The sequence below is a fragment of the Paraburkholderia sp. 31.1 genome (assembly GCF_014397645.1).
GTDB classification, from domain to species: Bacteria; Pseudomonadota; Gammaproteobacteria; order Burkholderiales; family Burkholderiaceae; genus Paraburkholderia; species Paraburkholderia tuberum.
This window is the reverse complement of the sequence record NZ_VZQN01000022.1, coordinates 100,340-124,601: the sequence shown is the minus strand read 5'-3', so window position 1 is coordinate 124,601 and position 24,262 is coordinate 100,340. Positions and strand designations below refer to the sequence as shown.

Annotated in this window: 25 protein-coding genes and 3 pseudogenes; 14 read left to right on the top strand and 14 right to left on the bottom strand. The window is 63.0% G+C overall.

Annotated elements, in window-relative coordinates; all coding sequences use genetic code 11:
• Positions 1-195: 195 nt before the first annotated feature.
• Positions 196-2,112 carry a potassium transporter Kup gene (locus tag F6X37_RS18745; protein WP_187612348.1) on the bottom strand — a complete coding sequence of 639 codons (1,917 nt, stop codon included), beginning with the start codon at positions 2,110-2,112 and terminating at the stop codon, positions 196-198.
• A gap of 404 nt (positions 2,113-2,516) precedes the next feature.
• Here F6X37_RS18745 and F6X37_RS18740 point away from each other — a divergent pair, with 404 nt between their 5' ends.
• The 5 genes from F6X37_RS18740 (at position 2,517) to F6X37_RS18720 (ending at position 7,838) form a co-directional block, all read left to right on the top strand.
• Positions 2,517-3,212: a TetR/AcrR family transcriptional regulator gene (locus F6X37_RS18740; protein ID WP_187612347.1), complete on the top strand. Its 696-nt coding sequence runs from the start codon at positions 2,517-2,519 to the stop codon at positions 3,210-3,212.
• Positions 3,209-4,174 (top strand): HlyD family secretion protein, encoded by a 966-nt coding sequence (locus tag F6X37_RS18735; RefSeq protein ID WP_187612346.1) that lies wholly within the window; start codon positions 3,209-3,211, stop codon positions 4,172-4,174. Before F6X37_RS18740 ends, F6X37_RS18735 begins: the two co-directional genes overlap by 4 nt.
• Positions 4,171-5,151: an ABC transporter ATP-binding protein gene (locus F6X37_RS18730; protein WP_187612345.1), complete on the top strand. Its 981-nt coding sequence runs from the start codon at positions 4,171-4,173 to the stop codon at positions 5,149-5,151. The genes F6X37_RS18735 and F6X37_RS18730 overlap by 4 nt, the downstream gene beginning before the upstream one ends.
• A 32-nt stretch (positions 5,152-5,183) precedes the next feature.
• Entirely contained in the window at positions 5,184-6,299 is a 1,116-nt protein-coding gene (locus F6X37_RS18725; protein ID WP_187612344.1) for an ABC transporter permease, read from the top strand.
• Between the two features lie 81 nt (positions 6,300-6,380).
• Positions 6,381-7,838 carry an efflux transporter outer membrane subunit gene (locus F6X37_RS18720; RefSeq protein WP_262419964.1) on the top strand — a complete coding sequence of 486 codons (1,458 nt, stop codon included), beginning with the start codon at positions 6,381-6,383 and terminating at the stop codon, positions 7,836-7,838.
• 13 nt (positions 7,839-7,851) lie between these two features.
• Here F6X37_RS18720 and F6X37_RS18715 read toward each other — a convergent pair.
• From F6X37_RS18715 to benA, 5 genes and pseudogenes are all read right to left on the bottom strand, one after another.
• Positions 7,852-8,101, bottom strand: a pseudogene (locus F6X37_RS18715) (benzoate/H(+) symporter BenE family transporter); the annotation flags it as partial.
• Between the two features lie 48 nt (positions 8,102-8,149).
• Entirely contained in the window at positions 8,150-8,941 is a 792-nt protein-coding gene (locus tag F6X37_RS18710) for a 1,6-dihydroxycyclohexa-2,4-diene-1-carboxylate dehydrogenase (RefSeq protein ID WP_187612342.1), read from the bottom strand.
• Positions 8,938-9,960 (bottom strand): benzoate 1,2-dioxygenase electron transfer component BenC, encoded by a 1,023-nt coding sequence (gene benC, locus F6X37_RS18705; protein ID WP_187612341.1) that lies wholly within the window; start codon positions 9,958-9,960, stop codon positions 8,938-8,940. Before benC ends, F6X37_RS18710 begins: the two co-directional genes overlap by 4 nt.
• 25 nt (positions 9,961-9,985) lie before the next feature.
• The gene (gene benB, locus F6X37_RS18700; protein WP_184061809.1) at positions 9,986-10,477 is read right to left on the bottom strand and encodes a benzoate 1,2-dioxygenase small subunit; all 492 of its coding nucleotides are present in this window, start codon (positions 10,475-10,477) and stop codon (positions 9,986-9,988) included.
• Entirely contained in the window at positions 10,474-11,841 is a 1,368-nt protein-coding gene (gene benA / locus F6X37_RS18695) for a benzoate 1,2-dioxygenase large subunit (RefSeq protein WP_187612340.1), read from the bottom strand. The genes benB and benA overlap by 4 nt, the downstream gene beginning before the upstream one ends.
• 467 nt (positions 11,842-12,308) lie before the next feature.
• Here benA and F6X37_RS18690 point away from each other — a divergent pair, with 467 nt between their 5' ends.
• The 5 genes from F6X37_RS18690 (at position 12,309) to F6X37_RS18670 (ending at position 16,572) form a co-directional block, all read left to right on the top strand.
• Positions 12,309-13,226, top strand: a complete 918-nt coding sequence (locus F6X37_RS18690; RefSeq protein WP_187612339.1) for a LysR family transcriptional regulator — start codon at positions 12,309-12,311, stop codon at positions 13,224-13,226.
• A 286-nt stretch (positions 13,227-13,512) separates the two neighbouring features.
• Entirely contained in the window at positions 13,513-14,286 is a 774-nt protein-coding gene (locus tag F6X37_RS18685; protein ID WP_184069458.1) for an ABC transporter substrate-binding protein, read from the top strand.
• Positions 14,287-14,367: 81 nt separating this feature from the next.
• On the top strand, positions 14,368-15,057 hold the full coding sequence (locus tag F6X37_RS18680; protein WP_090810805.1) for an ABC transporter permease: 690 nt from the start codon (positions 14,368-14,370) through the stop codon (positions 15,055-15,057).
• Positions 15,054-15,767: an ABC transporter permease gene (locus tag F6X37_RS18675; protein WP_187612338.1), complete on the top strand. Its 714-nt coding sequence runs from the start codon at positions 15,054-15,056 to the stop codon at positions 15,765-15,767. Before F6X37_RS18680 ends, F6X37_RS18675 begins: the two co-directional genes overlap by 4 nt.
• A 37-nt stretch (positions 15,768-15,804) precedes the next feature.
• Positions 15,805-16,572, top strand: a complete 768-nt coding sequence (locus F6X37_RS18670; RefSeq protein WP_187612337.1) for an ABC transporter ATP-binding protein — start codon at positions 15,805-15,807, stop codon at positions 16,570-16,572.
• Between the two features lie 101 nt (positions 16,573-16,673).
• Here F6X37_RS18670 and F6X37_RS18665 read toward each other — a convergent pair whose 3' ends face one another.
• The 5 genes and pseudogenes from F6X37_RS18665 to F6X37_RS18645 all read right to left on the bottom strand — a co-directional run.
• Complete coding sequence (locus F6X37_RS18665; protein WP_187612336.1) at positions 16,674-16,958, bottom strand: Rieske (2Fe-2S) protein; 285 nt, start codon at positions 16,956-16,958, stop codon at positions 16,674-16,676.
• Positions 16,959-16,961: 3 nt separating this feature from the next.
• Positions 16,962-17,273, bottom strand: coding sequence for a YciI family protein (locus F6X37_RS18660; protein ID WP_187612335.1), 312 nt, complete (start codon positions 17,271-17,273; stop codon positions 16,962-16,964).
• Between the two features lie 5 nt (positions 17,274-17,278).
• Positions 17,279-18,151, bottom strand: a complete 873-nt coding sequence (locus F6X37_RS18655; protein WP_090810797.1) for an intradiol ring-cleavage dioxygenase — start codon at positions 18,149-18,151, stop codon at positions 17,279-17,281.
• 45 nt (positions 18,152-18,196) lie between these two features.
• Positions 18,197-18,466, bottom strand: a pseudogene (locus tag F6X37_RS18650) (maleylacetate reductase); the annotation flags it as partial.
• A 38-nt stretch (positions 18,467-18,504) separates the two neighbouring features.
• Positions 18,505-18,633, bottom strand: a pseudogene (locus tag F6X37_RS18645) (IS110 family transposase); the annotation flags it as partial.
• Between the two features lie 41 nt (positions 18,634-18,674).
• Here F6X37_RS18645 and F6X37_RS18640 point away from each other — a divergent pair.
• Together F6X37_RS18640 and F6X37_RS18635 are read left to right on the top strand one after the other, a co-directional pair.
• Positions 18,675-19,025, top strand: a complete 351-nt coding sequence (locus F6X37_RS18640; protein WP_187612334.1) for a BON domain-containing protein — start codon at positions 18,675-18,677, stop codon at positions 19,023-19,025.
• A gap of 444 nt (positions 19,026-19,469) precedes the next feature.
• A complete protein-coding gene (locus tag F6X37_RS18635) occupies positions 19,470-19,757 on the top strand; it encodes a high-potential iron-sulfur protein (RefSeq protein WP_221309201.1) in 288 nt (95 codons plus the stop codon).
• Positions 19,758-19,935: 178 nt separating this feature from the next.
• On the opposite strand, the gene F6X37_RS18630 is transcribed toward F6X37_RS18635, so the two are convergent.
• From F6X37_RS18630 to F6X37_RS18620, 3 genes are all read right to left on the bottom strand, one after another.
• Positions 19,936-20,232: an aldehyde dehydrogenase family protein gene (locus F6X37_RS18630; RefSeq protein ID WP_222944876.1), complete on the bottom strand. Its 297-nt coding sequence runs from the start codon at positions 20,230-20,232 to the stop codon at positions 19,936-19,938.
• A gap of 99 nt (positions 20,233-20,331) precedes the next feature.
• Positions 20,332-20,631 carry a hypothetical protein gene (locus tag F6X37_RS18625; RefSeq protein WP_187612332.1) on the bottom strand — a complete coding sequence of 100 codons (300 nt, stop codon included), beginning with the start codon at positions 20,629-20,631 and terminating at the stop codon, positions 20,332-20,334.
• A 147-nt stretch (positions 20,632-20,778) separates the two neighbouring features.
• A complete protein-coding gene (locus tag F6X37_RS18620; protein WP_187612331.1) occupies positions 20,779-21,255 on the bottom strand; it encodes a bacteriohemerythrin in 477 nt (158 codons plus the stop codon).
• Positions 21,256-21,733: 478 nt separating this feature from the next.
• Here F6X37_RS18620 and F6X37_RS18615 point away from each other — a divergent pair, with 478 nt between their 5' ends.
• Positions 21,734-23,065, top strand: a complete 1,332-nt coding sequence (locus tag F6X37_RS18615; protein ID WP_187612330.1) for a Rieske 2Fe-2S domain-containing protein — start codon at positions 21,734-21,736, stop codon at positions 23,063-23,065.
• A 16-nt stretch (positions 23,066-23,081) separates the two neighbouring features.
• A complete protein-coding gene (locus tag F6X37_RS18610; protein ID WP_187612329.1) occupies positions 23,082-24,257 on the top strand; it encodes a Gfo/Idh/MocA family protein in 1,176 nt (391 codons plus the stop codon).
• The last annotated feature ends 5 nt before the right edge of the window (positions 24,258-24,262 follow it).

Genomic DNA, 24,262 nt, shown 5'->3' with positions numbered 1-24,262 from the left:
TCGAGCGGCGGGTTGGTCGTGGGCAGCAAGTTTCGAACCCGAGGTATCCGAGTTGCGAAGCGGCGCTCAACGGTAGCGTCGGACAAGGGCGATTCGCCTCCGCCTCGCGTGCTGACTACGCAGGCGCGGCGGTTACGGGGCCGAGGAGTATCGAAGCAGGCCGGCCGCTGCTCCGCGCTTGCTGAACGGCGCGCTCTAGATCTCCACGCGCGCGCCGACTTCGATCACGCGATTGGCCGGTAGTTTGAAGAACGCCGCGATATTGCCCACGTTGTGCAGCATCACCGCGAAAAGCCGCTCGCGCCATAGCGCCATGCCATGGCCGCGTTTGGGCACCACGGCCGCGCGGCTCAGGAACCACGATGTGTCGTCCAGGTTGAAGGCCAGTTCCGGCGATTTGTAGGCGGCCAGCGTGCGCGGCAAGTCCACTTCGTCCTTGAATCCGTACTTCACCGTTGCGTGCCAGCAACCCGTGCACAGCGGCCTGATCTGCACGCGCTCGCTGTCGGCCACCCACGGCACGTTCTTCGTTATTACGCTCAGGAAAACCGTGCGCTCATGCAGCACACGGTTGTGCCGCAGGTTGTTGACGAGCGCGTGCGGCACCGCTTCGGCGTCCGGCGTCAGGAAGATCGCCGTGCCGCCCACGCGCGTCGGCGAACTTTCGAGCAGCGCAGCGAGGTACGGCTTGAGCGGCGTCTTTCCCGCCCGCACGCGCGCCTCGGCCAGCATCATTTCCCAGCCGCGTCCCCACGTCGCCATGACCGTGAACACGATCGCGCCGATCACGAGCGGGAACCAGCCGCCATCGACGATCTTGAGCAGATTAGCCGAGAAGAACAACGCGTCGATCACGAAGAAGAACGCGGTGGACAGCAGGCACAGCAGCCAGTTGTAGCGCCACGCGTAACGCACGACGAAGAACGTCAGGAACGTGGTGATGAGCATCGTGCCGGTCACGGCGATGCCATACGCGGACCCGAGCGCCGTGGACGAGCGGAAGCCCAACACCGCCGCAACCACGGCGATCAACAGGATCCAGTTGATGCCGGGCACGTAGATTTGCCCGATCTCGCGCTCCGACGTATGCACGACGTTCATGCGCGGCAGGAAGGAAAGCTGCATGGCCTGCATCGTCATCGAATAGGTGCCCGAAATAACGGCCTGCGAGGCGATCACGGTGGCGATCGTCGCCAGCACGATCATCGGCACGATGGCCCACTGCGGGAACAGGCGGTAGAACGGGTTTTGCACCGCGCCGGGGTTCGCCAGCAGCAGCGCGCCCTGGCCCAGATAGTTGAGCGCAAGCGCGGGAAAAACGACGCCGAACCAGGTAAGGCGGATGGGTCGCTTGCCGAAATGGCCCATGTCGGCGTAGAGCGCCTCGGCGCCCGTCAGTGAGAGCACCACCGCGCCGAGCGCGACGAACGCGAGCCAGCGGTGATGCATGACGAAGCCGAGCCCTTCCAGCGGATTGAGCGCATACAGCACGACCGGCGCGGACATGATGTTCGCGACGCCCGCCACGCCGATCACGACGAACCAGAGCACCATCACGGGCCCGAACACGGCGCCGATGCCGCCCGTGCCGTGCTTTTGCGTGACGAACAGGATGATGAGCGCGGCGAGCGTCACTGGAATCACATAGGTCTTGAGCCCGGGCTCGACGACTTCGAGCCCTTCCACGGCGCTCAGCACGGAAATGGCCGGCGTGATCACGCTATCGCCGAAGAACAGCGCCGCGCCCATCACGCCCACCACGAGGAGGCCGCGACGCAAACGCGGCCGCGACGCGATCGACGACGCCGCGAGCGCGAGCAGCGCCATGATGCCGCCTTCGCCATGATTATTCGCCCGCAGGATCAGTACGACGTACTTGAGCGAAACGACGATCATCAGCGACCAGAAGATCAGCGAGACGATGCCGACGATATTGAAAGCATTGAGCGTGAGACCGTTGCTGGGATCGAACACGGTGGCGAGCGTATAGAGCGGGCTCGTGCCGATGTCGCCATAGACCACGCCGAGCGCGGCCAGCGCGAGCGCTGGCAGAGCCGGCGACGCTTCGCCGTGGCCTTCCTTCGCCGGCGCGGCGGATGCGGAATGTGGCATGTCTGCCTCCTCATACGAATCGCGCGTGAGCCGTGGTGGCCGCGCCGCGGGTTCGCTTCGATTCTTTCGTTTCGTTGACTTGAATTCGTTTGGGTCGTACGGGCTGGATCGTGCCGGGTGTGCGCTAGAGAAAGTATAGAAATTTCCGGCGAAAGTGCGCTTCGCGCGGGGATGCCAGCTGCCGTCCATTGTCAGCTTAACGTCAGGCGGAACGGCGAAAGCGAAGCTACCCAGGCAGTGACGTCGCGCGTTTCCTGACGCGGATCAACGAGAGAATAAAGGCCGCCCGCCGCCAGGGGTTTCCCCTCCTTCGCCATACCGGAAAATATCCTAGCATCAATGAGTTAAAACTAACTAACTCATCAATTAGTCTGGTGTCCATGCCGCAACCCACCCGTTCCCGAATGGGTCGCCGTCCTCATCCGCAGGACTTCGACGCACGCGAACATCTGCTCGATGTCGCGGTGGCGCTGTTCGCCGAGCGCGGTATCGCCAACACGACGGTTGCGCAGATCGCGGCGGCGAGCGGCGTGACGTCCGCGATGGTGCACTACTGGTTCCAGACGCGCGAAAAGCTGCTCGACGCGTTGTTCGAGGAAAGGCTCGTCGCCGCGTTCGGCGCGATCTGGGACCCGGTCGATCCCGAACACGACGAACCGCTCGCGCTGACGCAAGGCATCGTCAAGCGCATGTTCGATGTCACCGAAACCATGCCGTGGCTGCCTTCGCTCTGGCTGCGCGAGATCGTCAACGAAGGCGGTTTGCTGCGCGAGCGCGCGTTTGCGCGCATCCCCGTGCAAAAGCTCGCCGCGTTCGGTCAGAACATCGCGCGTGGCTGCGCGTCGGGTCAGTTGAACGCCCAGCTCGAACCGTTGCTGCTGTTCAACTCGGTGCTCGCTCTGGTGATGCTGCCGCAGGCAACCGCGAGGATCTGGCAGCGCCTGAATCCGCGCACCTCGTTCGACCGCGCGACGCTCGAACGCCATGTCGTCGCGCTGCTCGCGCACGGCATGAGCGCAACCACGGCGGTCGAGACCAACGCCAAGGCCAGAACCGGGGCGACGTCCACCGCACGCCGCGCGAAGGGCAAGCCGTCATGATCGTGTTCGCCAGCTCATCCCGACGTGGCGCGTTGCTCGCGCTGTGCATCGCGTGCGCAAGCTGTTCGCGACCACCGGCGAACACGTGGCAAGGCTATGTGGAAGGCGAGTTCCTGTACCTCGCGTCTTCGCAGGCGGGACAGTTGACCGAGCTCGCGGTCTCGCGCGGGCAGACCGTCGCGCAGAACACGCCGCTCTTCGCGCTCGAAGCGCAGAACGAAACCGACGCCGTCGCGCAGGCGAGCGAGCAATTGCGCTCGGCCCGCGCCCAGCTTGCCGACCTTGGAACCGGCAAGCGTCCGCCGGAAGTCGATGTGACGCGCGCGCAACTCGTACAGGCCGAAGCCGATGCGACGCGCGCCGCGACGCAGTTGCGCCGCGACCAACAGCAATTCGGCGCGGGCGGCATCGCGCAAAGCCAGCTCGACGACTCGCGCGCGAGCGCGTTGTCGAGCGCCGCGCACGTGCGTGAGTTGCAAAGCCAGCTGGCCGTCGCGCGTCTGCCTGGGCGGATCGAACAGATCCGCGCGCAGCAGGCGCAGGTCGACGCGGCGCAGGCCCAGCTCGGCCAGGCCCAATGGAAGCTCGATCAGAAAAGCGTGCACGCGCCGCACGCCGGTCTCGTGTTCGACACGATGTATCGCAGCGGCGAATGGGTGCCGGCCGGCAGCCCCGTCGTGCGCATGCTGCCGCCGGAGAACGTCAAGGTGCGCTTTTTCGTGCCCCAGGGAGTGGTCGGTTCGCTCGCGCCGGGCCGTCGCGTATCGATTCATTGCGACGGTTGCGCGGCCGATGTGCCGGCCGTGCTCAGCTTCATTTCGGACCAGGCGGAGTACACGCCGCCGGTGATCTTCAGCAACGAAAGCCGCGCGAAGCTCGTGTTCATGGTCGAAGCCCGACCCCAGACCGCCGATGCGCCGAAGCTGCGGCCCGGCCAGCCCGTCACGGTCACGCTGCAATGAGTGCGCCCGCGCCCTCCGGCAATGCCAGCGACCCCGTGTACGCGATCGACGTGCAGGGGCTGAACAAGCATTTCGGCACCAAGCACGTGGTCAACGATGTCACGATGCGCGTGCAGCGCGGTGAGATTTTCGGCTTTCTCGGCCCCAACGGCAGTGGCAAGACCACCTGCATCCGCATGATGTGCGGACTGCTGACGCCCGACTCCGGCAGCGGCACGTGTCTCGGCTACGACATCGTGCGGGACAGCGCGCAGATCAAGCGGCGCACCGGTTATATGACGCAGCGCTTCTCCTATTGGGAAGATCTGACGATCCGCGAAAACCTCGACTTCGTCGCGCGCATCTACGAGATGAAGAACCGCCGCGAGGCGGTCGATCGCGCGCTCGAACAGCTTGGCCTTCAAAGCCGTGCGAAGCAGTTGGCCGGCGCACTGTCGGGCGGATGGAAGCAGCGTCTCGCGCTGGCCGCGTGCATGCTCCATGAGCCGGAACTGCTGCTGCTCGACGAACCGACCGCAGGTGTCGACCCGAGCGCGCGCCGCGACTTCTGGGAAGAGTTGCATCGCCTCGCGGCGCGCGGCATCTCGGTGCTCGTCAGCACGCACTATATGGACGAAGCGGAACGCTGCCACAAGCTCGCCTATATCGCCTACGGCAAGCTGCTCGCGCAGGGCACGTCGAAACAGGTCATCGATTCGCAAGGGCTCGTGACGTGGGCCGTGTACGGCCAGAGTCTCGTCGAGCTCGGCGACCGGCTGCGCCGCTCGCCCGGCGTCGAGCAGACGGTGGCGTTCGGTTCGTCGCTGCACGTGAGCGGTCCCGACACACCCGAACTCCACGCCACGATCGACCGGCTGGCTCATTCGGACCCGGCGTTGCGGATCGAACCACAGGAAACCGGCCTCGAGGACGTGTTCATCTTCATGATGAACCGCTCGACCGACAATTACGCCACCCCTTCGGGCAAAGCATCGTGAATTCCGCGCGCCGACTTCCACGCTTTTCGCTGATGCGTTGGTGGAGCGTCGTGCGCAAGGAGTTTTTGCAACTGAAGCGCGACCGCATCACGTTTGCGATGATGATCGTGCTGCCGATCATGCAGATGGCGCTGTTCGGCTTCGCGATCAATACCGACCCCAAGCATCTGCCGACCGCCGTCATCGCCGCCGATCACAGCGAGTTCACGCGCAGTTTCCTGATGGCGATGCGCAACTCCGAATACTTCGACATCGTATCGACGCTGCCCGACGAAGAATCCGGTCGCCGCGCGCTCGCGCAGGGCAAGGTGCTGTTCGTGCTGAATATCCCCGTCGGTTTCACGCGCGATCTGGCCAAGGGCGCGCGGCCATCGCTGCTCGTCGAAGCCGACGCGACGGACCCCACCGCGGTGGGCACCGCGCTCGGCGCGCTGCCGTCGATCGCGCAGTCGGTGTTGCAGAAGGACCTCACGGGTCCGCTGTCGACGCTCGCGGTCGGCCCGGCCGCTTTCGACGTTCAATTGCACCGGCTCTACAACCCCGAAAGCCTGACCCAGTACAACGTGGTGCCCGGCCTGATGGGCGTGATCCTGACGATGACGATGGTGATGATGACGGGCCTCGCGATCACGCGTGAACGCGAGCGCGGCACGATGGAAAATCTGCTCGCCACACCGGTACTGCCGCTCGAAGTGATGACCGGCAAGATCGTGCCTTACGTGGCGATCGGCCTGGTGCAGGTCAGCATCATTCTCGCGGCGGCGCGCTTCGTGTTCAACGTGCCGTTCGAAGGCAGTCTGATCGCGCTGTATCTGTCCGCTCTATTGTTCGTTGCGGCCAATCTGACGATCGGCATTACGCTGTCGTCGCTCGCGCAGAACCAGTTGCAGGCCATGCAACTGACGATGTTCTATTTTCTGCCCAACATCCTGCTGTCGGGTTTCATGTTTCCGTTCGCGGGCATGCCGAAGTGGGCGCAGTACATCGGCAACCTGTTGCCGCTCACCTACTTCAACCGGCTGGTGCGCGGCATTCTGCTCAAGGGTGTCGGTTGGGCCGACATGTGGCCGCATGTATGGCCGCTGCTGATCTTTCTGTTGGTCGTAATGGGTATCGCCGTGAAGTTCTATCGGCGCACGCTCGATTGAGGAAGGCCTGCAATGTGTTCCGCTCCTGGCTTTCGTGACGCGGTTTTTCATCGCGCGGCTTGTTGGTCCCAGCGTTGCGCCATGCGCCGGCTGGCCGGCTTCTGCGCAAGCGCGGCATTGTGCGCGTGCAGCGTCGGCCCGGATTTCCATCGACCCGACGTGACCAGCGTGTCGAGCTATACCGCCGCGCCGCTTGCGGCGAGCACCGTCGCAGCCGATGGTCCCGGCGGCGCCGCGCAACACTTCGTGCCGACAGACGTACCCGGCGACGGCTGGTGGCGCGCTTTCGGCTCGCCGGCGCTGGACGCGCTCGTGCAGCAGGCGCTCGACGATAGCCCGACTCTCGCGCAAGCCCGCGCGAAACTCGACGAAGCGCAGCAGGACTATCGCGCGCAGGCGGGCGGCACGCTATGGCCGCAAGTCGATGCGAACCTGTCGACCACGCGCGAGAAAATCGATCCCGAGGCGCTCGGCTTCGGTCAGCTGACGCAGGGCCGCGCGTTTGCGCCGTTCACGCTGTACAGCGCACAGGTCACGGTGTCGTACACGCTCGATCTGTTCGGCGCGAATCGCCGCGCGCTCGAAGCGGTGGCCGCGCAGGTCGACTATCAGCAATATGAACTCGAAGCCGCGCGTTTGACGGTCGCGGGCAACGTCGTGACGGCGGCGATCCGGCGCGCATCGCTCGCGCGGCAGATCGCCCTCACCGAAGCGCTGCTCGCCAACCAGATGCAGCAACTCGATATCGCCGAACGCCGCTATGGCGCGGGCGGCATCTCCGAGGTCGATCTGCTGAGCCAGCGCACGCTCGTGCAGCAAACCCGCGCGACGTTACCGCCATTGCGCACGCAGCTTGCGCAGACCGATCATCAACTCGCGATCTATCTGGGACGCGCGCCGGCGGAATTGGCCACCACCCACGACCTCGCCGCGCTCGACCTGGATACGCTCGTGCTGCCGGCCGATCTGCCGCTGACCTTGCCGTCGACGCTCGCGCGGCAGCGGCCCGACATTCGCGCGTCCGAGGCGCTGTTGCATCAGGCGAGCGCGAACATCGGCGTCGCGACCGCGAACCTGTATCCGCGCATCACGCTGTCGGGCAGCGCGGCGACCGAACGCGTCAACGTGTCCGATCTGCTGACGGGCTTCAACGTGTGGAATTTCGGTGCGGGTCTCACGCAGCCGCTGTTCCACGGCGGTGAACTGCTGGCGCGCAAGCGCTCGTCGGAGGCGGCCTGGCAAGCGGCGCTCGCCGTCTACAAGCAAACCGTGCTGCAGGGACTGCAACAGGTCGCCGACGCGCTGCGCGCGCTCGATCAGGACGCGATTGCATTACAGGCACTCGACGCCGCGCAGCGCAGCGCGCAACACAGCGCAGGGATCGCCAGCCAGCGGTATGCGGCGGGCGGCATCAGTCAATTGACACTGCTCGATACGCAGCGTCAGGAATTGCAGACCGGACTCGATCGCACCAAAGCCGCCGCGCAGCGTTATGCCGATACCGCCGCGCTCTATCAGGCGCTCGGGGCGCGGCCTTGAGTCGATCGGTTGGTCATCGGTTTGCCGCCGTCTCGCGCCGCACCTTGTTCAGCACGAGGTACGCGAACGAGCCGATCACGATGCCCCAGAACGCGGAGCCGAGCCCGAGGAACATCATACCGGATGCGGTCGCGAGAAACGTGATGACGGAGGCCTCGCGATGGTTTTCGTCCTGGATCGCGCCCAATCACGTTCGACGTGATCGCACCGATCAACGCGAGGCCCGCCAGAATCGCCACAAACTCCTTCGGCAGCAGTATGAAGGACGATCGCCGCGCGGCCTGTCGGCATTGTTCAGCGGCCGCCGCTCGCTAGCCCTGATCGCCGCCGCCGACCGGCAGCACGGTGCCGGTGATATACGACGCTTCATCGGAAGCGAGGAACAGGATCGCGCCGACCTGTTCGTCGATCGTGCCGTAGCGATGCATCAGGCTCGACGCGATCGTCTGATCGACGATGCCCTGATACCACGTCGCTTCCTGCTCGCTTTGCGGTGCCGTATTGCGCGGCACGCGGCGCGGCGGCGCTTCGGTGCCGCCGGTCGCGACCGCGTTGATGCGGATGCCGTGTTCGGCATGCTCGAACGCGAGGCTCGCGGTCAGCGCATTGACGCCGCCCTTCGACGCCGCATACGGCACGCGATAGATACTGCGCGTCGCAATCGACGACACGTTGACGATCGCCCCGCTCGCGCGCTTCAGCATCGCGGGCAACACCGCGTGGCAGCACCACAGTGTCGGGAACAGCGAACGCCGCACCTCGGCCTCGATCTGCTCTGCTTCATATTCCTCATACGGCTTCGCCCAGATCGTGCCGCCGACGTTGTTGACGAGCGCATCGATGCGGCCGAACGCCTCGATCGCGAAGGCCGTCATCGCGGCCGCGCCCGCATAGGTTTCGAGGTCGGCGATGAACGCGCGCGCATCGCCGCCTGTGCGTGCGATCTCTTCGGCCACCTCGTGCACGATCGGCGAACGGTCGACGAGCACCAAAGCCGCGCCCTCGCGCGCCGCGCGCAACGCGACGCCACAGCCGATGCCCTGGCCCGCGCCGGTCACGACGAGCACCTTGCCCTTGAAGCGATCGGTAAAGGTCGAAGTCATGCTACGTTGCTCGCCGAGAATTTTTCGTAGTAGAAGTTCGCGGGCTCGACGCTGCTGTCGCGCAGCCAGCCCTGCACCGCTTCGACCATCGCGACCGGGCCGCACAGGTAGACGTCGACGTCGCCGTCGTTCAGCCATTCGCTATCCACATGCGCGCTCACGTAGCCCTTGCGCTCGTGGCTGCTCGCGGAATCGACGACACAGGTGCGATAGCTGAAATTCGGCAGCGAGCGCTGCGCCTCTTCGATCTGTTCGAGCGCGATCAGATCGATGTCGTTGGTCACGCCGTACACGAGGCGCACCGGCTGCAGGTTGCCGCTCGCCTTCAGCACGTCGAGCATCGACAGAAACGGTGCGATGCCGGTGCCGCCCGCGAGGAACAGCACCGGACGCTGCGGATCGCGCAGATAGAAGCTGCCATACGGACCCGTGAAGCCGATCTGCTGACCGGGCTGCGCATCGTTGCTCAGAAAGCCGCTCATCTTGCCGTCCGGCACGTTGCGCACGACGAACGCCGCACGCGTCGCGCCCGGCGCCGAGCTGAACGAGTACGACCGGCTCTCGCCGCTCGCGCCCGGAATCTCGACGTTCACGTATTGACCCGCGAGAAAGCTCGGCGCGCTCGCGCCGTCGATATCGATCGAGAAATGGATCGTCGAATCCGACAGCCGTTCGACCGCCGCGAGCGTGCCTTCGAAACGCGACACCCCGGTCTTGCACGCCGCCGACGACGCCTGCACGCGAATCACCAGATCCGAGCGCGGCCGCGTCTGGCACGCGAGGATATAGCCCTGGCTCGCTTCCTCGGGGGTCAACGCATCTTCGACGTAGCTCGACTCGGGCATGTCGTACGCACCCGATTCGCACAGCCCCCGACAGGTGCCGCACGCGCCTTCACGGCAATCGAGCGGAATGTTGATCTTCTGCCGGTAAGCGGCGTCCGACAGCGTTTCGTTCTCACGGCAGCTGATGAAGCGCGTGACGCCGTCTTCGAACTGAAGTGCAATAGTGTGTTCCATGGCCTGTCTCCTGCAACCGCACCGGCTAGATGTGGTAGATGTCGATGACCTGATTGATGTAGTCGTTCTTCAGCACGACGTACTTGCTCAGGATTTGCGGCTGCGCGCCGTTGAAGTCGATCACGTAGCGCGACATGCCGAAGTAGCTGTAGTTCGTCCTGTAGCGATGGCTCAGCGTGTGCCAGTTGAAGCGCACCGTGTACACGCCGTTGTCCGCGCTCTCCACTTCGACGTTGGCCACGTTGTGGCTCGTGCGCGTGTCGGGCATCGTCGCGCTCGAACGCTCGGTCTTGATGCGGAACACGCGGTCTTCGAGGCCCTGGCGGTTCGGATAGTAGATCAGCGAAATCTCGCGCTGCGGATCGGTGACGAGCTTGTCCTCGTCGTCCCACGACGGCATCCAGAACGACGCGTCCGGGTGATAGCAGGCGAGCCACTCGTCCCATTGCTCGTCGTCGAGCAGACGGCTTTCGCGGAACAGGAATGCCTGAATATCGGTGATGGCGATGTTGCTCATGCGCGGCTCCCCGGCGCATTCAGCGCCTTTTTCATCGTGTCGATCCAGTAGCGGTGCTGCACCGTGTAGAGGCCCTCGTCCTCGGTCTTCACACCGCTCATCACCGGGTTGAGCCCGATCTTTTGCGCGGCTTCGTCCGCGCCGTCGATCCAGTGCTTCGAACCGCGGCACATGTCGTTCCATTCGACCGCGCGGCCCGCATAGCCCAGCTGGCAGGCGCGGAATTCCTCGAGGTCGTCGGGGGTGGCCATGCCGCTCACGTTGAAAAAGTCCTCGTATTGACGGATGCGGCGCGAGCGCGCTTCGTCGGACTCGCCCTTCGGCGCGATGCAGTAGATCGTCACCTCGGTCTTGTTGACCGACAGCGGCCGCAGCACGCGAATCTGCGAGCCGAACTGGTCCATCAGATACACGTTCGGGTAGAGGCACAGGTTGCGGGAGTTCTGGATCATCCAGTCCGCGCGCTCGGCGCCGCAGCGCGCGGCGAATTCCTCGCGGCGGCTGAAGTTCGGACGGTCTTCGGGATTCGCCCAGCGCGTCCACAGCAGCATGTGACCGTGCTCGAACGCATAGAAGCCGCCGCCCTGACGGCCCCAACTGCCGGCATCCATCGCGCGGATCTTGTCTTCGCGCGCGTTCTCTTCCTTGCGATGATTGGTCGTTGCCGCATAGTTCCAGTGCACGGCCGACACGTGATAACCGTCCGCGCCGTTTTCGGCGGTCAGCTTCCAGTTGCCTTCGTACGTATAGGTCGACGAGCCGCGCAGCACTTCGAGACCGTCTTCCGACTGGTCGACGATCATGTCGATAATGCGCGCGGCCTCGCCGAGAAACGTCTCGAGCGGCGGCACGTCATCGCTCAAGCTGCCGAACAGGAAGCCGCGATAGTTGCCGAAGCGCGCGAGCTTCTTCAGGTCGTGCGAGCCTTCCTTGTTAAAGCAGTCGGGATAGCCGGCCTCCGCGGGGTCCTTGACCTTCAGCAGCTTGCCGCTGTTGTTGAAGGTCCAGCCGTGAAACGGGCACGTATAGGTCGCTTTGTTGCCGCGCTTGTGGCGGCACAGCATCGCGCCGCGATGCGTGCACGAGTTGATGAACGCGTTCAGCTCGCCCTGACGATTGCGTGCGATCACGACCGGCTGACGGCCCATGTAGGTCGTGAAGTAATCGTTGTTGTTCGGAATCTGGCTTTCGTGGGCCAGGTAAATCCAGTTGCCCTCGAAAATGTGCTGCATTTCGAGTTCGAACAGACGCTCGTCGGTGAACGCGCTGCGATGCAGGCGGTAATCGCCGCGCTCGCGGTCTTCCACGAGAAAGTCGTCGATGTTCTTCAGTTGCGGAGTGTGATCCGGGTAGATCGGAATCATGCCTGTCTCCTGGTTCGGACTGTTGGTATGCGTGCGACGCACGCGTATAGGGAGCGGCCTGCCTGCCGGGAGGCCGGTGGCCGGTTGGTCTTTCACGTCGGGGAGCGGAGGCGGTGCGCCTCCGTATGGCGTCAGGCCGTGGCGCGCAAGCGCTCGACCTTCGGCACGGGAGGCGGGACCTGGTGCCTGAGGGAATCGGTGGAATCGGTGGACAACCCTTGCATCGGGGTTGCGATATCAGCATGTCTCATTGCTGCTCCTGAACTCTTTCTAGGTCTTGGATCCCATGCGCGAGGATTTGCCTGCGCCGTCTCCAGGGGCCGACCGACGCTTCAGACCGGGCCGAGTTATCGATGCTCGGGAGGTATAATTTTGTGGGGCGTCTACGGTAACTGAAGGATAGTTCTACGCCATTTGCATCGTCCAACACTGATTTGGTATCGCGACGATACTTAAAAGGTATTTCTATGGAACTGCGCCATCTGCGCTACTTCGTGGCCGTCGCCGAGGAATGCAATGTCACCAAGGCCGCCAAACGTCTGCATATTGCGCAGCCGCCGCTGAGCCGGCAGATCCAGCAGCTCGAAGACATCCTCGGCGTGCAGTTGTTCGAGCGCAACTCGCGGCCGCTGAAGCTGACCGAGGCTGGCCGCTTCTTCTATTCGCACGCCGTGCAACTGCTCGCGCAAACGACGGAAATCGAGGCGATGACGCGGCGCGTCGGCAAGATCGAGCGCAGTTTGTCGGTGGGCTTCGTCGGCTCGACGCTGTACGGCATGCTGCCGAAAATCATCCGGCGCTTTCGTACCGAGAACAGCACCGTCGAGTTGAGCCTGCACGAGATGTCGACGATGGATCAGATCAGGGCGCTCAAGGAAGGCCGCATCGACGTCGGCTTCGGCCGCATCCGTCATGAAGACCCGAGCATCCGGCGCGTCGTGCTGCGCGAAGAACGGATGATCGTCGCGCTGCCGCTCGGCCATCCGCTGATCGCCGCGAAGCCGGTGCTGTCGCTGCACGACTTGACCGGCGAAACGCTGATCATTTTCCCGAAGGCGCCACGGCCCAGTTACGCGGACCAGGTGCTCGCCGCGTTTCACGATCGCGGTCTGAAGCCGCAGCGGCTCTACGAGACGCGCGAATTGCAGATCGCGCTCGGCCTCGTCGGCGCGGGCGAAGGCATCTCGATCGTGCCGGCGAGCGTGTACGGCTTGCAGCGCGGCGACGTCGCCTACAAGGACCTCGACGATCAGAACCTCGTGTCGCCGATCATCATGAGCATGCGCATGCTCGACGAATCGGCCGATATCCAGCGAATGCTCGAACTGATCTATGCGCTGTACGACGAAGAGCAGATGACGTATCTGCCGCCTGCGCATTCGTAGAGCGGATTGCGCGGTTCGCGGCCCGACGCCTACGCGGGCGTCGCCGCAACGAAGTTGTATGGACAAGATATTCGCCACGGTATAGACCGCGGGTATACGCGAAAATTCCGGCTGCGCCCGCAGCCCTTCAATTAGCCTTTCAAGCTTGTCCACAAAGGCTTTCACGCCTATTCCCTGTCTCCTTCCCGGGTGCCCGTAAGCACTAACCCTGATTGTCGCTCATCGCTCGTACGGGATAATTGTCTATACAACATCGCACCTCGCAGCATTCCCTCCCGGAGACTTTATGAAGAAACTCGCCTTGTCCCTCGCCCTCGCGCTCGCTGCCACCGGCGCCTTCGCCAAAGATTGGTCCACGGTTCGCTTCGGCGTGGATGCGAGCTACGCGCCGTTCGAATCGAAAGCGACCGATGGCAAGCTGGTCGGCTTCGACGTCGACCTCGGCACTGAAATCTGCCGCCGTTTGAACGCGAAGTGCGTGTGGGTCGAGCAGGACTTCGACAGCATGATTCCGGCACTGAAGGCAAAGAAGTTCGACGGCGTGCTGTCGTCGATGTCGATGACACCGCAACGCGCCGAACAGATCGCCTTCTCGTCGAAGCTGTTCAACACGCCGACACGTCTCGTCGCGAAGCAGGGTTCGGGCATCCTGCCGACGGCCGACTCGCTGAAGGGCAAGACGGTGGGCGTCGAACAGGGCACGATCCAGGAAACCTACGCGAAGACCTATTGGGAGGCCAAGGGCGTGAAGGTCGTGCCGTATCAGAACCAGGACGCGGTCTATACCGACCTGCAGTCGGGCCGTCTGGACGCAGCCCTGCAGGACGCCGTGCAGGCTGACCAGGGTTTCCTGAAGACGCCGCGCGGCGCGGGCTTCGACTTCGTCGGCAAGACCATCGACGATCCGAAGATCCTCGGCAACGGCGCGGGCATCGGCATGCGCAAGGAAGACGCCGATCTGAAGACGAAGGTCGACAAGGCGATCGCCGACATGATCAAGGACGGCACCTACAAGAAGATCGAGCAGAAGTACTTCAACTTCGACGTGTACGGCAGTTGAGTCCGCCCCCCACAAGCCCGCTCCACCCGATCGCCAGGCCCCGCGCGCATGCGCGCGGCTCGCTCCATCAAGGACACTCCCATGCTGTTTCAAGGCTTCGGTCCGCTGCTCCTCGCGGGCACGTGGGTAACCATCAAGCTCGCGGTGCTGTCGCTCGCGGCGTCGTTTGCGCTGGGACTTCTCGGCGCCGCCGCGAAGCTGTCGACCAACCGTGCGATCTCGCGCATCGGCACGATGTACACGACGCTGATCCGCGCCGTGCCCGATCTCGTGCTGATGCTGTTGCTGTTCTACAGCATCCAGATCTGGCTCAATGATCTGACCGACATGTTCAGCATCGAGCAGATCGACATCGATCCGTTTCTCGCCGGTGTGATCACGCTGGGCTTCATTTACGGCGCGTACTTCACCGAAACCTTCCGCGGCGCGTTTCTCTCCGTGCCGCGCGGGCAGATCGAAGCGGGCTTCGCGTACGGCATGAGCGCGCGGCGCGTGTTCACGCGCATCCTGTTCCCGCAGATGATGCGCTTCGCGCTGCCCGGCATCGGCAACAACTGGCAGGTGCTCGTGAAGGCCACCGCGCTCGTGTCGATCATCGGTCTCGCGGACGTGGTCAAGGCATCGCAGGACGCCGGCAAGAGCACGCAGTCGTTCTTCTTCTTCACGCTGGCGACCGGGGCCATCTACCTCGCCATCACCACCATTTCGAATCTGCTATTGAACCGCCTCGAGAAGCGCTACTCGATCGGCGTACGGAGGGCCACGCTGTGATCGAACTGACTCGTCAATACTGGCAGAACTACCTGTTCACGGACGGCTTCAACTACACCGGCCTCGTCATCACGCTGTGGTTGCTGGTTGCGTCGATCGTGTTGGGTTTCGTGTTGGCCGTGCCGCTCGCGATCGCGCGCGCGTCGCGCAACCGCTACATCTCCGGACCCGTCTGGCTTTACACCTACATCTTCCGGGGCACGCCGTTATACGTTCAGTTGCTGTTGATCTACACGGGCCTCTACAGTCTGCATTTCGTCCATTCGCACCAGATGCTCGACAGCTTCTTTCGCAATGCGATGAACTGCACGCTGCTCGCGTTCGCGCTGAACGAATGCGCGTATGCTACCGAGATCTTCGCGGGTTCGATCCGGGAGACCTCGCACGGTGAAATCGAGGCGGCCCAGGCTTACGGCATGTCGAAGTTCAAGCTGTACACGCGCATCATCCTGCCTTCGGCGCTGCGCCGGGCACTGCCCTCGTACAGCAACGAGGTGATCCTGATGCTGCACGCGACGACACTCGCGTTCACGGCGACCGTCCCCGACATTCTGAAAGTGGCGCGCGACGTCAACTCCGCGACCTACGCGACGTTCCAGGCGTACGGCATCGCGGCGATCCTGTATGCGGCGATCGTGTTCGCGCTGATCTGGGGCTTCCGCAAGATGGAAATCCGATTGCTGGCTTATCTGCAACCGCAAGCGCATTAAACCCGGACGCATTCGCGTCATGATGGAGCATACGAGCATGTACAAGCTGACGGTCGACGATCTGCACAAGAAGTTCGGCGACAACGAGGTATTGAAGGGCGTCTCGCTGAAGGCGAAGGCGGGCGACGTGATTAGCCTCATCGGGTCGAGCGGCTCCGGGAAAAGCACCTTCCTGCGGTGCATCAACTTTCTCGAATCGCCGTGCTCCGGGCGCATCACGCTGAACGCAGAGGAAATCAACACGAGCAGGGATCGCAACGGCTCGCTACGCGTGACCCATCCGAAGCAGTTGCAAACGATGCGCACGCGTCTGTCGATGGTGTTCCAGCATTTCAATCTGTGGGCGCATATGACGGCGCTCGAGAACATCATCGAGGCGCCGATCAGCGTGCTGGGATTGAGCCGCGCGCAAGCCGAGGAACGCGCCCGGAAGTATCTGACCAAGGTCGGTTTGCCGGCCAGCACGGAGAAAAAATATCCGTCGCATCTGTCCGGTGGTCAGCAGCAGCGCGTCGCGATTGCTCGCGCGCTTGCGATGGAGCCGGAAGTGATGCTGTTCGACGAACCGACTTCGGCGCTCGATCCCGAACTCGTCGGCGAAGTGCTGCGTGTGATGCAGGCGCTCGCCGAAGAAGGCCGCACGATGATCGTCGTCACGCACGAAATGGGCTTTGCGCGCAACGTGTCGAATCATGTCGTATTCCTGCACAAGGGCAAGATCGAGGAGCAAGGGCATCCGCATCAGGTGCTGACGAATCCGCGCAGCGAGCGGTTGCAGCAGTTTTTGGCGGGGCGGTTGAAGTAGCGGCGGCGGGGTATGGCGCGTCGTTCAGCCTCGCGCCTTACCCCGAATCATTTCCAGAACGACTGCGCCCACTCACCCGATCGCACTGGTCTGCGCGCGGTTCACAGATACACCGTGTGTTCGCTCTCGCCCTCCGGCAGCACGAGGATCACGCCTGACAACAGCGCGCTGTGATGCGCGCACATCAACACCTGCGCGCGATAGCACAGCACATCGCCGGGCTCGAAATCGAGCGGCACCGAAAAATGCGGGCAACGGTTCGCGTAAGCCCACACCTGCTCGCCACGCCGCACGACCACGACGGGCACGCCGGCGGCCGTAGCATCGACGACCCGCGCGCTGCCATCGGGCACGTCGGCAAGCGGGCACAGCGGTGTTTCGTTCATCGCTCAGACTCTCCGTTCCGGATTGCCGAGGCTCCAGTCCCACGGACGGATCTCGACGCAACCGAATAGCCCCGCCTGCATATACGGATCGTTGCTGACGAACTCCATCACATCGTCGATACGCTCCGCTTCGACGACCCGCAACGTGCCGTTCATCGCATCGCATTGCGGCGCGAGCGTCGGACCGCCGAGGCGCACGAACACGCCACGATGCGTATTGCCGCGCAACCACGTCCGATGCACCGGACGCACCCGTTCGCGCACTTCGCGCATGCCGGGCTTGTCGGTCGCGAATACCGCGAAAAAACGTGCCATCGTCATCAACTCCGATCGAGGATGAAGTCGTAGCGCGCTTCGCGGAACGGTCCATCGAAACCGAAGCGGCGCGCGAGTTCGTGATCCGCGGAGCACTCGCGATAGTCGACCATCAGCGAGGGTTTCACGCCGAACACCGCGTCCGAATCCAGATACGGATCCTCGCGATCGAACACATGCGTGACCAGTGTCCGATGCCCCGGCGCATCTATCATGAAGTGCAGATGCGCGGGTCGCCACGGATGCCGTCCGGTCGCTTCGAGCATGCGGCCGACCGGGCCGTCGGTCGGAATCGGATAACTGACTGGCACGATCGTCGAAATCGCGTAGCGGCCTTCGGCGTCGGTGCGAAAACGTCCACGCAGATTGCCGTGCGGCTGCTCGGTGTCCTGCCCCGAGTACATGCCGTTATCGGCGGTCTGCCAGACGTCGAGCACCGCGTTGGCAAGCGGCTCACCGTCCGTCGACAGCACGCGCCCATGCACGAGTGCGGGCGTGCCCGGCGTGAACGCGATGTTCTCGCCGTACGCGCGCTCGGGCATGCCGCGAATATAGAACGGACCGAATACGGTGGTGTCGGTCGCGCCCGTCGCGAGACGGTGATTGATCGCGTCGACGAGCATCGATACGCCGAGCGTATCCGACAACAGGATGAATTCCTGACGCACGAGGTCATCGCACATCTTGCCGGTGTCGGTCAGAAAGCGAATGGCCGACATCCATTCGGCCTCGGTCGGCTCGACTTCACGCACGAACGCATGCATGTGCCGCACGAGGCTTTGCATCAGCGTGCGCAGCCGTTCGTCGGGCGTGCCCGCGAAGCTTGCTACCACCTGCTCGGTCAGGGCCTGCTCGGCTTCTTTGCTGTCTGTCGACATGTCTTCCTCCATCGATTGTTCTGGCGGCGCTGCGTTGGCCAATGCTCAGGCGGGTTCGGCGCCCTGCCACGCACGTTGCAGCAGCGCGCGGATCGCGTCGCGCGCCACGGGACGCGGGTTCGCATACGGATTCTTGCACGCGAGATCGGCCGCTTCGTCGAGTCCCTGCTCGGGCATGCCGATCTGCGCGAGCGCCATCGGAATGCCGAGCGCGCGTGCGACGCGCGCAAGCGCATCGGGCGCGGCGCTGTGGGTGTAGTGTGCCGTATGCGGCAGGTTAAACGTACCGCCCAACGTATGACACAGCTTGTGATGGTAAGTGAACGCTGTTTCGCTGCTAATCGCTGAATCTGTCAATCCGTCACGCTGGATCGTGCAGGTACATGGCTAGCCTGAAAGGCCTGGTTTCGTATCAGCATGGCCCATGCCGTCCGTGCATTCTTTGCCGCGAGCGCCACGGCAGCGATGTTTTTGTGTCGACGTTTGAATGTACGAATGAACGGATTTGGATGTCATAACCGACATGCGAAACGCGCCACACATCAAAGGCCGGTTGCTGATCGTCGCGATGTTCGCGTTGCCCGCGTTCGTGTTCACCAACGGCTGTAAGTCGACGGCGACGGCGACACCGTCCGCGACCGCGCCGGGGGCAATCACCACTGACGACGCTACGCTCGCCCGCCGGGTGAAGCAGGCGCTTGTCGCGGACCCCGCGCTACGATCGTTACCGATAAGCGTGGCAACGTATCGAGGCGTCGTGCAGTTGTCGGGATACGTGGATTCAGAGGCACAGATTCTGGAAGCACTTGCGGTGACCCACGGCGTGCCGGGGGTGCAATCCGTGAGCAACGATCTGCACCTCAAGCCGCAATGACATGCGTTCGCCGGTAGACGGATGACACGAGAGTAACGCGGCACAGCGCACTCAAGCGAGCGCGGTCTCACAGCCGAAAACTCGGCGCGAGACCCAGGGCCGCTTCTGGAGTTCTCCGGACTTCGCTTTGGTCCGGTTCACAACGATAGCGGGCCGCGCAAGGTCATCTTCATATCGTGCTCCTCGTACCGATCAGCTTCTGCGTCACATCCAGTTCCACGATCGACCCTCCGTGGCTCGGTCATGCCTCGGCTTTCAATATATCGCATGTGATATTTCAACCAACAGGCCGGCTGCGAAACTGGTGTTCGACAATCGACAGGTATGCTGATTGCTCATGTTATGACGAGGCGGTTTGCGATTGACCGGTTCACCGTCACTTTGCCACCGTCTGATTGGGTCTCGAAAGGAGTTTCGATCGTGTCGCTCTCTCGCCGTCATTTCATGATACTTGCCGCATCCGTCGCCTCAACGACGGTTCTCTCGACAAAGTCAAACGCGGACGCGCCTGTGCTGTCCGAAAACGATCCGACCGCACTGGCCCTCGGATACAAGATGGACGCATCGAAGGTCGACAAGGCGAAATTCCCTCGGTACCAGACAGGGCAGACCTGCGCCAATTGCCAACTGTATCAAGGCAAACCCGGTTCCACGAATGGGCCGTGTCCGACCTACGGGGGCAAGCTGGTCGACGCAAAAGGGTGGTGTAACGCCTACGTGAAAAAGGCGTAATTTACACGCCGTCGTTGTGCTTCATCGTAGCTCGCGCCGATAGCCGCGTTCCAGTGCGCCGTTATGACAAGGAATAACAAGCTAGCCTCCGTTCAGCACCATCTCACCTGGTCATATCCAACAGGATCGACGGTCTAGTCCGGCCACTTGCGAGATTGAGCCGCGATACCAATGGGCGTTACACGCCTCGAAACACTGGGGCCCAGGCAATCCGCCATAGTCGGGAATCACATCCGGAACGTTGTTTCGGCGCGCTCGCATTGACCTCGCCTCGCGCCTCGAGCAACGGCTTGCCGGTCTCGCCGCTCATCAGGAAGGCATACGTTTCATTCCGGGCTCTCAGAAGATCCGCAGCACGGCGCAGCACCGCGGCCCGCTCCCACGCCGGCGTCTTCGACCACAGTGCGAAACCGCGCTCGGCCGCCGCAAGCGCAGCCGCTTCGTCCGCTTCGTCCGCTTCGGTCGCGGCGGGCACGCTGTCGCCGGACTTCTGACCACGATACATGCACCGTCGGACGCACCGCGCCACGCGCCATCAATCAGCGGGCCACAAGATTCGTACATGCCCGCCCCTTCAGATAAGCGTCTTCGTATAAGTTTCCTGAACGCTGTCGGACCACGGGCCGACGTTCCACTGCCCATACGCACCCATCCCGCCTGCGGGATCCGCACCGTAATAGACCGGCACGTGAATCAGACTCAGGCCAGGGTGGGCGTGCGCCTTCGCGAGCGCATCCGCAGCCCCCGTTCCGTATCGCCCGCTGCTGACGAGTGCCTTCAGCACGACGGGCGCACCTTCCGCACCATTGCTCGTACTGCTGGCGCCTGCGCTGCCCGGTCCGGTCCGGTTGCCCGCCGCGATCTGGTGGGTCAAGGGACGCGAAACCCGGAATATTTCGCTGGAGGAAGGTAGCGACGATGCGTTGACGGAAGCCACAGGTCAGCAAGAATTCCGAACGCGCGAAGCATAAACGCTTGGAGAGCTGAAGGGCTGCAGAGAGAAATCCCTGCAGCTTTTTCTTCAAATCGTCCGTCTTAAGACAACAGGCTTTCCACCCATCGTCTGTTTCGTCATCCATGCAGCAAGCGCCGAATCCAGGTAGTCGGCGTGTCCCGGAAACCAGTTGTACAGATGCATGCCGATGTCTTGCACCAACGCGCAACCGGCCTGCCCTGCTTCGACCGCGGCTTTAACGTCTCGGACTGAATTCAGCACGGCTTCGTGCTCTTCGATGTGGCAGTCGCGCGGGGGAAAGTTTGTCGTGCGCATCCATTCGTCTTCCTGCTCGAAATGGCTGACGGCGTGTTTTTCGAATTCGTCGATTGCGGCAAGGGCGCTCGCATCGGTGCAGGTCACGAGCCGTAGCGCAACTTCATAGAATTCCTTATGCACGTCATCCATCGGCGTGAAGCCGAGTAGCCGTGCGTCCGACCACACAAGGCTGTTGTCACTTTCCCGCACAGGGGCTTCGACATCTTTCAATACAGAGGCTGTCATGTTCGATCAATCTGGCTTTATCAAGATCTAAATCATAGCCGCGACATGTAGAACGCCGCGAATTTCCCAGCATTCCACCGTCAGCGCAGCTTAAATCCTTAAGTCTTTCGAGGCTAGCCGGGTGGAACAATTCGGCCGGCATTCGGGCACGCCGATGCGCTTGCCCTTCAAATCTTCAGGCTCGTCGATACCGCGATCTGCGGCACCCGGTCGCCGCTTGCCGTTGCGCTCCCTTTCGCGCCGGTGTAGTCACCGAAAAAATTGCCGACCGAAGCACAGCCAGCGCCTCACAAATTAGATCCATCGGCGATGAATCCCGTCCCTTTATATTAGAGATCGAATATTCCTAGTCCTGCGGCACTTCCGACCATACGTACTTTCCCGGATGCCCCCAAAGGTTCTTGCCAATTTCACTAGATATCTAATATAGTTGAGTAACACCTGTTGATGAAGGCGACCTGTCGCCGGGAGACATTACATGCTGACCCACCAAGAAAATGAATTGCTGTGCCGCGTCGAAGGCGATGCCCCGATGGGCCAACTGATGCGACGGCACTGGACGCCGGTTTGCCTCATCGAAGAAGTCAGCGAGCCGGATGGTGCGCCGGTCAAAGCGCGCGTATTTGGCGAAGACCTCGTCGTATTCCGGGACTCGGAAGGCAGCGTTGGTGTGCTGGACGAGTACTGCCCGCACCGTCGCGCATCGCTCGTCTACGGCCGCAACGAAGACTCCGGCCTGCGCTGCCTGTATCACGGCTGGAAGTTCGACGTCGCGGGCAACGTGCTTGAAATGGTGTCCGAGCCGGCAGCGAGCTGCATGACCGACAAGGTCAAGCACAAGGCCTACCCAGTGCAGGAATGGGGCGGCATGGTGTGGGCGTATATGGGCCCGCAAGACGCCATCCCCGAATTCGTGCCGCCGGCCTGGGCGCCGACTGCCGACACCCGCGTGAGCATCGCCAAGGCGCTGCTGCCGTGCAATTGGGCGCAAATCCTCGAAGGCGCGATCGACTCCGCGCACAGCTCCAGCCTGCATTCGTCCGACTTCGTGCCGGCACGCGTCGGCGGCGCCGAAGCGACCGGGAAGAACTGGTTGCGCCCCTCCACCGACAAGGCCCCGCGCCTGCAGGTCGAGCGCACCGACTACGGCTTCCGTTACGCCGCGCTGCGCCGCCCGATCTTCAACTCCAACACGCACGACTACGTGCGCTCCACGGTGTTCGTGGCGCCGGGAACGGTGCTGATTCCGCCGAACAATCTTTACAACGTTGCGAACATCAATGTGCCGATGGACGACACGAACACGGCGTTCTACTTCATCGCCTGGGGCGATCCGGAGACGACGCCGGAAAACGAAACGTGGCGCAAGTTCCTGCGTCAGCAGGTCGGTGTTGATCTCGACCAGTACTATCGTCCGCTGCGCAATCACGACAACCGCTTCTGGCAGGACCGCCAGGCGATGAAGGCTGGCAATTTCACTGGCATTTCGGGCTTCCCGAACCAGGACATCGCCATGTGGGTCACGATGGGCCCGATTGCGAACCGCTCGGACGAGCGCCTCGGCGCGAGCGATCTCGCCATCGTCGAATTCCGTCGCCGCATGATCGATGCGATCGCCGAATTCGAGAAGGATGGCGAAGCAATTGGCACCGGTGCAAAGGCGATTTCCCGGGAAGTGTGTTCGTACCAGGCTGTCGTGCCGAAGGAAATCGACTGGCGCACGTATGCTGCGCGCTACGTCAGCAAAAAGAATCCGGAACCGGCCGACCAACCGTCCGCGCTTGCAACGGACTATCAGGTCAAGCAATAACGGGAGACACACGGCCATGGAGCAGCGCCGTTTGCGTATCGGGGTCGCAGGACTGGGACGGGCATTCTCGCTGATGTTGCCGACCTTCCTGCGCGACCCCAGAGTCCAGCTCGTCGCTGCGTGCGACCCGCGTGACGAAGCGCGGCGGCAGTTCGCCGCCGACTTCGCTGCGCCCACCTATGCGGACGTGGCGGAGTTGGCGGATGACCCCAACGTCGAGATCATCTACGTTGCGAGTCCGCACCAGTTCCACGCGCAGCACACTGAAATTGCCGCGGCAAAAGGCAAACACGTGCTGGTCGAAAAGCCGATGGCGCTCGCCGCTGCGGACTGCGATCGCATGATCGCTGCATGCCGCGCAGCGAACGTGCATCTGATCGTCGGGCATTGCCACAGTTTCGACACGCCGTACCTGTGTACGCGCGAATTGATCAGGCGCGGCGATTTCGGCGCGGTGAAAATGATCCAGGCCGTGAACTACACCGACTACCTTTACCGCCCGCGCCGGCCCGAGGAGCTGGCCACGGCTGAAGGTGGCGGCGCCGTCTTCAGCCAGGCGGCTCACCAGGTCGACATCGTGCGAATGCTCGCCGGCTCGCGCGCGACGCGGCTGCGCGCGAGTGTGGGACGGTGGGATTCGTCACGCCCAACCGAAGGTGCTTATTCGGCGCTGATCTGGTTCGAGAACGGTGCTTATGCCTCGCTCTCGTACAACGGCTATGGCCACTTCAATACCGAAGAGTGGAGCGGCTGGATCGGCGAAATGGGTGATCGAACAAGCCCCGACATGTACGGGAGCGCCCGCCGCCGTCTGGGGACGCTCGCGTCCTCGGGCGACGAAGCCAGACTCAAGGCGGCCGGCACCTACGGCGGATCGGCATACAAGCCGCCGACGGCCGCCGCGGACGAGCCGCCGCGCTTTCATCAGCATTTCGGTCCGATCATCGTCTCGTGCGAACGCGCGGACCTGCGCCCGCTGCCCGATTCAATCGTCGTCTACGGCGACGAGCAGCGCCAAACGCTGCCACTGCCTGCGCCCGTCGTGCCGCGCGCCGAAGTCATCGACGAGTTGTATGGCGCGGTCGTCGACGGACACTCGCCCCTTCACGATGGCGAATGGGCAAAGGGCACGCTGGAAATCTGTATCGCGATTCTGAAGTCGAGCAAAACGGGCGCAGATGTAACGCTTTGATAGTT

Bases quoted from the DNA above. Each gene is read 5' to 3' on its own strand.
- F6X37_RS18745 (WP_187612348.1), bottom strand. From the start codon at position 2,112: ATGCCACATTCCGCATCCGCCGCGCCGGCGAAGGAAGGCCACGGCGAA.
- F6X37_RS18740 (WP_187612347.1), top strand. From the start codon at position 2,517: ATGGGTCGCCGTCCTCATCCGCAGGACTTCGACGCACGCGAACATCTG.
- F6X37_RS18735 (WP_187612346.1), top strand. From the start codon at position 3,209: ATGATCGTGTTCGCCAGCTCATCCCGACGTGGCGCGTTGCTCGCGCTG.
- F6X37_RS18730 (WP_187612345.1), top strand. From the start codon at position 4,171: ATGAGTGCGCCCGCGCCCTCCGGCAATGCCAGCGACCCCGTGTACGCG.
- F6X37_RS18725 (WP_187612344.1), top strand. From the start codon at position 5,184: ATGCGTTGGTGGAGCGTCGTGCGCAAGGAGTTTTTGCAACTGAAGCGC.
- F6X37_RS18720 (WP_262419964.1), top strand. From the start codon at position 6,381: ATGCGCCGGCTGGCCGGCTTCTGCGCAAGCGCGGCATTGTGCGCGTGC.
- F6X37_RS18710 (WP_187612342.1), bottom strand. From the start codon at position 8,941: ATGACTTCGACCTTTACCGATCGCTTCAAGGGCAAGGTGCTCGTCGTG.
- benC (WP_187612341.1), bottom strand. From the start codon at position 9,960: ATGGAACACACTATTGCACTTCAGTTCGAAGACGGCGTCACGCGCTTC.
- benB (WP_184061809.1), bottom strand. From the start codon at position 10,477: ATGAGCAACATCGCCATCACCGATATTCAGGCATTCCTGTTCCGCGAA.
- benA (WP_187612340.1), bottom strand. From the start codon at position 11,841: ATGATTCCGATCTACCCGGATCACACTCCGCAACTGAAGAACATCGAC.
- F6X37_RS18690 (WP_187612339.1), top strand. From the start codon at position 12,309: ATGGAACTGCGCCATCTGCGCTACTTCGTGGCCGTCGCCGAGGAATGC.
- F6X37_RS18685 (WP_184069458.1), top strand. From the start codon at position 13,513: ATGAAGAAACTCGCCTTGTCCCTCGCCCTCGCGCTCGCTGCCACCGGC.
- F6X37_RS18680 (WP_090810805.1), top strand. From the start codon at position 14,368: ATGCTGTTTCAAGGCTTCGGTCCGCTGCTCCTCGCGGGCACGTGGGTA.
- F6X37_RS18670 (WP_187612337.1), top strand. From the start codon at position 15,805: ATGTACAAGCTGACGGTCGACGATCTGCACAAGAAGTTCGGCGACAAC.
- F6X37_RS18665 (WP_187612336.1), bottom strand. From the start codon at position 16,958: ATGAACGAAACACCGCTGTGCCCGCTTGCCGACGTGCCCGATGGCAGC.
- F6X37_RS18660 (WP_187612335.1), bottom strand. From the start codon at position 17,273: ATGGCACGTTTTTTCGCGGTATTCGCGACCGACAAGCCCGGCATGCGC.
- F6X37_RS18655 (WP_090810797.1), bottom strand. From the start codon at position 18,151: ATGTCGACAGACAGCAAAGAAGCCGAGCAGGCCCTGACCGAGCAGGTG.
- F6X37_RS18640 (WP_187612334.1), top strand. From the start codon at position 18,675: ATGCGAAACGCGCCACACATCAAAGGCCGGTTGCTGATCGTCGCGATG.
- F6X37_RS18635 (WP_221309201.1), top strand. From the start codon at position 19,470: ATGATACTTGCCGCATCCGTCGCCTCAACGACGGTTCTCTCGACAAAG.
- F6X37_RS18620 (WP_187612331.1), bottom strand. From the start codon at position 21,255: ATGACAGCCTCTGTATTGAAAGATGTCGAAGCCCCTGTGCGGGAAAGT.
- F6X37_RS18615 (WP_187612330.1), top strand. From the start codon at position 21,734: ATGCTGACCCACCAAGAAAATGAATTGCTGTGCCGCGTCGAAGGCGAT.
- F6X37_RS18610 (WP_187612329.1), top strand. From the start codon at position 23,082: ATGGAGCAGCGCCGTTTGCGTATCGGGGTCGCAGGACTGGGACGGGCA.